Annotated in this window: 6 protein-coding genes; 4 read left to right on the top strand and 2 right to left on the bottom strand. The window is 75.7% G+C overall.

Features of this window, described 5'->3' with window-relative positions:
• The first annotated feature begins 74 nt into the window (after window positions 1-74).
• Window positions 75-1,340 carry a DUF349 domain-containing protein gene (locus AB0B41_RS42360; RefSeq protein ID WP_358212790.1) on the top strand — a complete coding sequence of 422 codons (1,266 nt, stop codon included), beginning with the start codon at window positions 75-77 and terminating at the stop codon, window positions 1,338-1,340.
• A gap of 14 nt (window positions 1,341-1,354) precedes the next feature.
• On the opposite strand, the gene AB0B41_RS42355 is transcribed toward AB0B41_RS42360, so the two are convergent.
• Together AB0B41_RS42355 and miaB are read right to left on the bottom strand one after the other, a co-directional pair.
• The gene (locus tag AB0B41_RS42355; RefSeq protein WP_358212788.1) at window positions 1,355-1,885 is read right to left on the bottom strand and encodes a hypothetical protein; all 531 of its coding nucleotides are present in this window, start codon (window positions 1,883-1,885) and stop codon (window positions 1,355-1,357) included.
• Window positions 1,886-1,908: 23 nt separating this feature from the next.
• A complete protein-coding gene (gene miaB / locus AB0B41_RS42350; protein ID WP_358212786.1) occupies window positions 1,909-3,381 on the bottom strand; it encodes a tRNA (N6-isopentenyl adenosine(37)-C2)-methylthiotransferase MiaB in 1,473 nt (490 codons plus the stop codon).
• 79 nt (window positions 3,382-3,460) lie between these two features.
• Between miaB and AB0B41_RS42345 the strand changes: the two genes are divergently transcribed.
• From AB0B41_RS42345 to AB0B41_RS42335, 3 genes are all read left to right on the top strand, one after another.
• Complete coding sequence (locus tag AB0B41_RS42345; RefSeq protein ID WP_358212785.1) at window positions 3,461-4,429, top strand: TAXI family TRAP transporter solute-binding subunit; 969 nt, start codon at window positions 3,461-3,463, stop codon at window positions 4,427-4,429.
• 103 nt (window positions 4,430-4,532) lie between these two features.
• Entirely contained in the window at window positions 4,533-5,561 is a 1,029-nt protein-coding gene (locus AB0B41_RS42340; protein ID WP_358212783.1) for an iron ABC transporter substrate-binding protein, read from the top strand.
• A partial coding sequence (locus AB0B41_RS42335) for an ABC transporter permease subunit (protein ID WP_358212781.1) occupies window positions 5,558-6,371 on the top strand: 814 nt, incomplete at its 3' end. The genes AB0B41_RS42340 and AB0B41_RS42335, both read left to right, overlap by 4 nt.

The raw sequence follows: 6,371 nt of genomic DNA, 5'->3' as shown, positions 1-6,371 counted from the left end.
CAGATCGGGAACTCGCTGATCCGCCGCGCCCGCCCCCGGGTGCCGGCCCGAGTCGCCCGGCCCAGCCCGCCCCGGTGGCCCGGCCCGCCGCACCGCCCGTCGAGCCCTCGCCCGTCGCGACGGCGTCGGAGAACCCGTCGCGCTGGGGCCGGGTCGACGAGGAGGGCGCCGTCTTCGTCCGCACCGCCGAGGGCGAGCGCCGGGTCGGCTCCTGGCAGGCCGGCGCCCCGGACGAGGGCCTGGCCCACTTCGCCCGCCGCTTCGACGACCTGCTCGCCGAGGCCGAACTGCTCGTCGCCCGCATCGCCACGGGCGGTGGCGACCCGAAGCACGCGTTGACCAGCGCCAAGGCCCTGCGGGACGGGCTCGACGAGGCCGCCGTCGTCGGCGATCTCGACGGGCTGCACAAGCGGCTCGACGAGCTCGTCGGGATGGCCGAGGACGCGGTCGCCACCGCCCGCACCGCCCGGGACGAGCAGCGGCACGCCGCGATCGCCCGCAAGGAGGCGCTGGTCGCCGAGGCCGAGACCATGGCCTCCGAGTCCACGCAGTGGAAGCAGGCGGGCGACCGCTACAAGGCGATCCTCGACGAGTGGCGCACCATCAAGGGCATCGACCGCAAGACGGACGAGGCCCTCTGGAAGCGCTTCTCCCGCGCCCGCGAGGCCTTCAACCGGCGCCGCGGCTCGCACTTCGCCGACCTGGACCGTCAGCGCGCGGGCGCCAAGGCGCGCAAGGAGGAGCTGGTCGCCGAGGCCGAGGCGCTCTCGGAGTCGGACGACTGGGGCCCCACCGCCGCCCGCTACCGCGACCTCATGGCGGAGTGGAAGGCGGCCGGCCGCGCCCAGAAGGACGCCGACGACGCCCTCTGGCACCGCTTCCGCAGCGCGCAGGACGCCTTCTTCTCGCGTCGCTCGTCCGTCTTCGCCGAGCGGGACTCCGAGTTCGCGGCCAACGCCGACGCCAAGCGCTCGCTGCTCGACGAGGCCGAGAAGATCGACACCTCGGACCCCGACGCCGCCCGGCTCGCGCTGCGCCACGTCCAGGAGCGCTGGGAGGAGATCGGCAAGGTCCCGCGCGAGGACATGCGGCCCCTGGAGCAGCGGCTGCGGGCCGTCGAGGAGGCCGTGCGCGACGCCGCCGACCGGCAGTGGCGGCGCACCGACCCCGAGGCCGAGGCCCGCGTCGCCCAGTTCCGCGACCGCGTCGCCCAGTTCGAGGCCCAGGCCGAGAAGGCCCGCGCCTCCGGCGACAAGCGTCGCGCGGAGCAGGCGGAGTCGCAGGCCGCGCAGTGGCGGGAGTGGCTGGAGACCGCGGAGCAGTCCGTCCAGGACCGCTGAGCTGGCTTGTTGTGTCAGCGGCGCTGGAGGGAGATGCGGGCCCAGGTGAAGGTCAGCAGCGCCACCCCGACCACCGCGAGGATCAGACCGGGGCCGGGGCCCTCGACGCCCTCGGGGGCCACGGTCTGCCGGCTCCACACCGCCCACACGCCGTTGACCAGGGAGATCCCGCAGCCGACGGCGGAGATCCAGGCCAGCGCCCAGTAGCGGGTGGTCAGCGCGAGCGCGGAGGTGACGATCCCGAACGCGGTGGCGGTGAAGGTGAACAGCCGCGGCAGCGGCCCGACCGACTGCGCGCCGACCAGCAGCTGCCAGCCGGTGGCGCCGTCGACCCAGGGCAGCAGCAGCGCCGCGACGACGGCCAGGGTGCCGATCGCGGCGACCAGCGCGGCCACCCCCGGGTCGATCTTCCGCTCCACCCGCCGGGCCACGCCGGCGAGCTCGGTCTCCAGGGCCGACAGCGTCGGGTCCGGGTCACGGTCCCACGGCGCCCGGTCGCCGCCCGACCCCTGCCGGTCCCCGCCGGAGGCGCGCTCGTCGCTCATCGTCCGCTCCGTCCGTCCCTCGCTCACGATCCCTGCACCCCGCAGCCGGCCGCGACCGGCTCGGCGGCGGGCTTCCCGAAGCCCGGCAGGCCCAGCCCGGTGGGCGCGCCTCCCGGCCGTTGCCCGGCCTCGTGCGCGTCGCCGGCGCGGGTGCGACGGTGGCCCAGCACCCCGTCGTCGGCGACGAGGTGGTGCGGCGCGCCGTACCCGATCCGCACGGTGACGAGGTCGCCGGGCCGGATGCCGTCCCGCCCGGGCGCGAAGTGCACCAGCCGGCCGTCCCGGGCCCGCCCGCTCATCCGCCGGGTGGCGCCGTCCTTGCGGCCCTCGCCCGTGCTGACGAGCACCTCGACCTCGCGGCCCTCGAGCGCCCGGTTCTCCTCCCAGGAGATCTGCTCCTGCAGCGCCACCAGCCGCTCGTACCGCTCCTGCACGACGGCCTTGGGCAGCTGGTCCGGCAGCTCGGCCGCCGGGGTGCCGGGGCGGGGCGAGTACTGGAACGTGAAGGCCTGCGCGAACCGGGCCCGGCGCACCACCTCGAGGGTCTGCGCGAAGTCCTCCTCGGTCTCCCCCGGGAACCCGACGATGATGTCCGTGGACACCGCGGCGTCGGGGATCGAGGCCCGGACCTCGTCGAGGATCCCGAGGAACCGCTCGGAGCGGTACGAGCGCCGCATCGCGCGCAGCACCCGGTCCGAACCGGACTGCAGCGGCATGTGCAGCTGGGGGCAGACGTTGGGCGTCTCGGCCATGGCGGCGATGACGTCCGAGGTGAAGTCCCGCGGGTGCGGCGAGGTGAACCGCACGCGCTCGAGCCCCTCGACGGTGCCGCAGGAGCGCAGCAGCTTCGCGAACGCGCCGCGGTCGCCGAACTCCGAGCCGTAGGCGTTGACGTTCTGGCCCAGCAGGGTCACCTCGAGCACACCGTCCGCGGCGAGCGCCTCGACCTCCGCGAGGATGTCCCCGGGACGGCGGTCGCGCTCCTTGCCGCGCAGCGACGGCACGATGCAGAAGGTGCAGGTGTTGTTGCAGCCCACCGAGATCGAGACCCAGCCGGCGTAGGCGGACTCGCGGCGCGCGGGCAGCGTCGAGGGGAAGACCTCGAGCGACTCGAGGATCTCGACCTCGGCCGCGCGGTTGTGCCGGGCGCGCTCGAGCAGCGCGGGCAGCGACCCGACGTTGTGCGTGCCGAACACGACGTCGACCCACGGGGCCTTCTTCGTGATCGTGTCGCGGTCCTTCTGCGCGAGGCAGCCGCCGACCGCGATCTGCATGTCCGGGTTGGCCGTCTTGGCCGGGCGCAGGTGGCCGAGGTTGCCGTAGAGCTTGTTGTCCGCGTTCTCCCGGACGGCGCAGGTGTTGAACACGACCACGTCGGCCCGTGCCGGGTCCTCGGCGCGCGCATAGCCCGCGGACTCCAGCAGACCGGCCATCCGCTCGGAGTCGTGCACGTTCATCTGGCACCCGTAGGTGCGGATGGTGTAGCTGCGGGTCACGTCACGAGGGTATGCCTCACGGACGACGGCACGGGCCCCGGGGACGACAGCGCGGCCGCCGGTCCGGCACGATGCGGCGATGGAGCCCGGACGCCGGCTGGACCGTCGGTCCGCCCTGCGCGTCCTCGCGGCTCTCGCCGTGCTCCCCGGCCTGGCCGCCTGCGGCGCCGACTTCTCCGGGCGGAGGCTGTCGATCGCCGCGGGGGTGGCCTCGGGCGTCTACTTCCGGCTCGCCGGCACGCTCGCCGAGGTCTGGCGCGAGCACCTCGGCCTGGGCGCCGCCCCCACCGTCCTGACGACGGCGGGATCGGTGGACAACCTCGACCGGCTGGCCCGGGGCACCGCCGACGTCGCGTTCAGCCAGGTCGACACCGCGGCCGAACGGCTCGCCGGCCTCGCGCCGGGCGATCCCCGCGCCCCGCGCGCCCTCGCGCGGATCTACGACGACGCACTGCACGTGGTGGTCCGCCGGGACTCGCCGGCCCGGCGCATCGCGGACCTGCGCGGACGCGCCGTCTCGATCGGGCCGCCGACCTCGGGCTACTACGCCGCGTCCCGCCGGCTGCTGGAGAGCGCGGGCGTGGACCCGGACCGCGACGTCGACGCCCGCCAGCTCGGCCTGTCCGACTCGACCGCGGCGCTGCGCGACGGGACGATCGAGGCCTTCTTCTGGTTCGGCGGCGTGCCGACCGCGGGCGTCTCCGACCTCGCGGCGACCACGCCGATCCGGTTGCTGGACCTGACCGACGTGCTCGAGGCCGTGCGGGCGCGCCACCCCGTGTACTCGTCGGGCACCGTGCCGGCCTCCGCCTACGACATCGGCGAGCCGGTGGCCACCCTGTTCGTGCGGAACCTGCTGCTCGTCCCCGCCGCGCTCGACGACGACCTGGCCGGCGCCCTCGTCGGCACGATCTTCGCCGAGCAGCCCCGGCTCGCCGCCACCAGCCCGGCCGCGCTGACGATCGACGCCCGCGCCGCCATCGGCACCCAGCCCGTGCCGCTGCACCCCGGGGCCGAGCGCTTCTACCGCGAGGCCAAGGGCGCCTGACCGACCGCCGCGACCGGTCGGTAAAGGGTAGGCAAACTGAGTCCCACGGAAGGCTATGCTCCCCTGACACGGGCGATGCGCCCGCCGACGAAGGAGCCCACCCGTGCCGCGCACCCGCGTCCCCCGCTGCGTCCGGATCGCCGTCGCCACGCTCGCGGCGGTCGCCGTCGTCGCGCCGCTGACCGCCTGCGGCAGCTCCCCGGACCTGACGATCTACTCGGGCCGCAACGAGCAGCTCGTCGGCGGGCTGCTGGAGAAGCTGGAGGAGCGGGTCGGCGGGACGGTCGAGGTGCGCTACGGCGGGAGCGCCGAGCTCGCCGCCCAGCTGCTGGAGGAGGGCACCGGCACCGAGGCGGACGTGTTCTTCAGCCAGGACGCGGGCGCCCTCGGCGCGCTCGACGAGGCGAACCGGCTGGAGCCGCTTCCCCCCGCGGCCCTCGACGCCGTCCCGGCGGCCTACCGCGCGGACGACGGCAGCTGGGTCGCGACCTCGGCCCGCTCCCGGGTGCTGTTCTACGACCCGCGGCAGGTCCCCGAGGCGGACCTCCCGGCCACGCTCGACGCCGTGACCGACCCGCGGTGGCGCGGGAAGATCGGCTACGCCCCGACCAACGCCTCGTGGCAGGCCTTCGTGACCGGGGTCCGGGTGCTGCGCGGCGAGGACGGCGCCCGGGCCTGGCTGCAGGCCTTCGCGGCGAACCAGCCCGTCCGCTTCGACAACAACATCCAGATCCTCGACGCCGTGAACGCCGGGCAGATCGCCCTCGGCCTGTCCAACCACTACTACTGGTACGAGCGCGTGGCCGAGGTGGGCGAGCAGGCCGTCCCGGCCCGCGTGCACTACGTGCCGGGTGGGGACCCGCTCGGCCTGGTCAACGTGGCCGGCGCCGGGGTGGTCGCCGGGACCGCGCAGCAGGAGATGGCCCGCCGCGCCGTCGAGTTCCTGGTCTCCCCCGAGGCCCAGCAGTACTTCGCCGACGAGACGGCCGAGTACCCGGTCCGCGCGGGCGTCACGTCCACCCGGCACACGCTGCAGCCGCTCGACCAGCTGCAGCCGCCGGACATCGACCTGTCCGACCTGGCGTCGCTGCAGCAGTCGCTGACGCTGCTGCAGGAGACCGGTCTGGCGTGACCGCGCCCCCGTCGACGCGGCGCCCCGCCCGGCCGGGGGCCGCGCCCCGGGCCCTGCTCGCCGCGGCCGCGGTCACCGGCGCGCTGGCCTGCGTCCCCCTGCTCTATCTGGGCGTCCGCGCCCTGGAGGCGGGTCCCGGCACGGTCGCCGGGATCCTGGCCCGGCCGCGGACCGGCGAGCTGCTGACCCGCAGCGTGCTGCTCGCGGGCTCGGTCACGGCGGCCTGCCTCGTCCTCGGCTGCGGGCTGGCCTGGCTGGTGGCCCGCACCGACCTGCCCGGCCGCCGGGTGTGGGCGGCGGTCCTGGCGCTGCCGCTGGCGGTCCCGTCGTACGTCGCCGGGTTCACTTGGATCGCCGAGTGGCCGGGGCTGGCGGGCTTCCCGGGCGCGTTCCTGGTGCTCACCCTGGTCAGCTACCCGTACGTGCTGCTGCCGGTCGCGGCCGGGCTGCTGGTGTCCGACGGCGGCCTGGAGGAGGTCGCCCGCTCGCTCGGCCGCGGCCCGGGCCGGGTCCTGCTGTCGGTCACGCTGCGCCGGGTCCGCCCGACGGCGGCGGCGGCGGGCCTGCTCGTCGCGCTCTACGTGCTCAGTGACTTCGGAGCGGTCTCGCTGATGCGCTACGAGACCTTCACGCTCGGCATCTACACGAGCTACCGGGCCACGTTCGACCGGACGCCGGCCGCCGTGCTCGGCTGCGTCCTCGTGGTCCTCGCCGCGCTGCTGACCTGGGGCGAGTACCGCGCCCGCGGGCGCGCCCCCGGATGGGTCGGCCGCGGCACCCCGCGCCCGCCGGTGCCCGTGCGGTTGGGGG

The sequence above is a fragment of the Pseudonocardia sp. NPDC049154 genome, from assembly GCF_040648315.1.
GTDB lineage: Bacteria > Actinomycetota > Actinomycetes > Mycobacteriales > Pseudonocardiaceae > Pseudonocardia.
Note: the sequence above shows the minus strand (reverse complement) of the source record. Positions and strands in the feature narration are given on the sequence as shown.

What these genes read in the sequence shown, in the direction of transcription:
- AB0B41_RS42355 (WP_358212788.1), bottom strand. Translation starts at nt 1,885, where the DNA reads ATGAGCGACGAGCGCGCCTCCGGCGGGGACCGGCAGGGGTCGGGCGGC.
- AB0B41_RS42345 (WP_358212785.1), top strand. Translation starts at nt 3,461, where the DNA reads ATGGAGCCCGGACGCCGGCTGGACCGTCGGTCCGCCCTGCGCGTCCTC.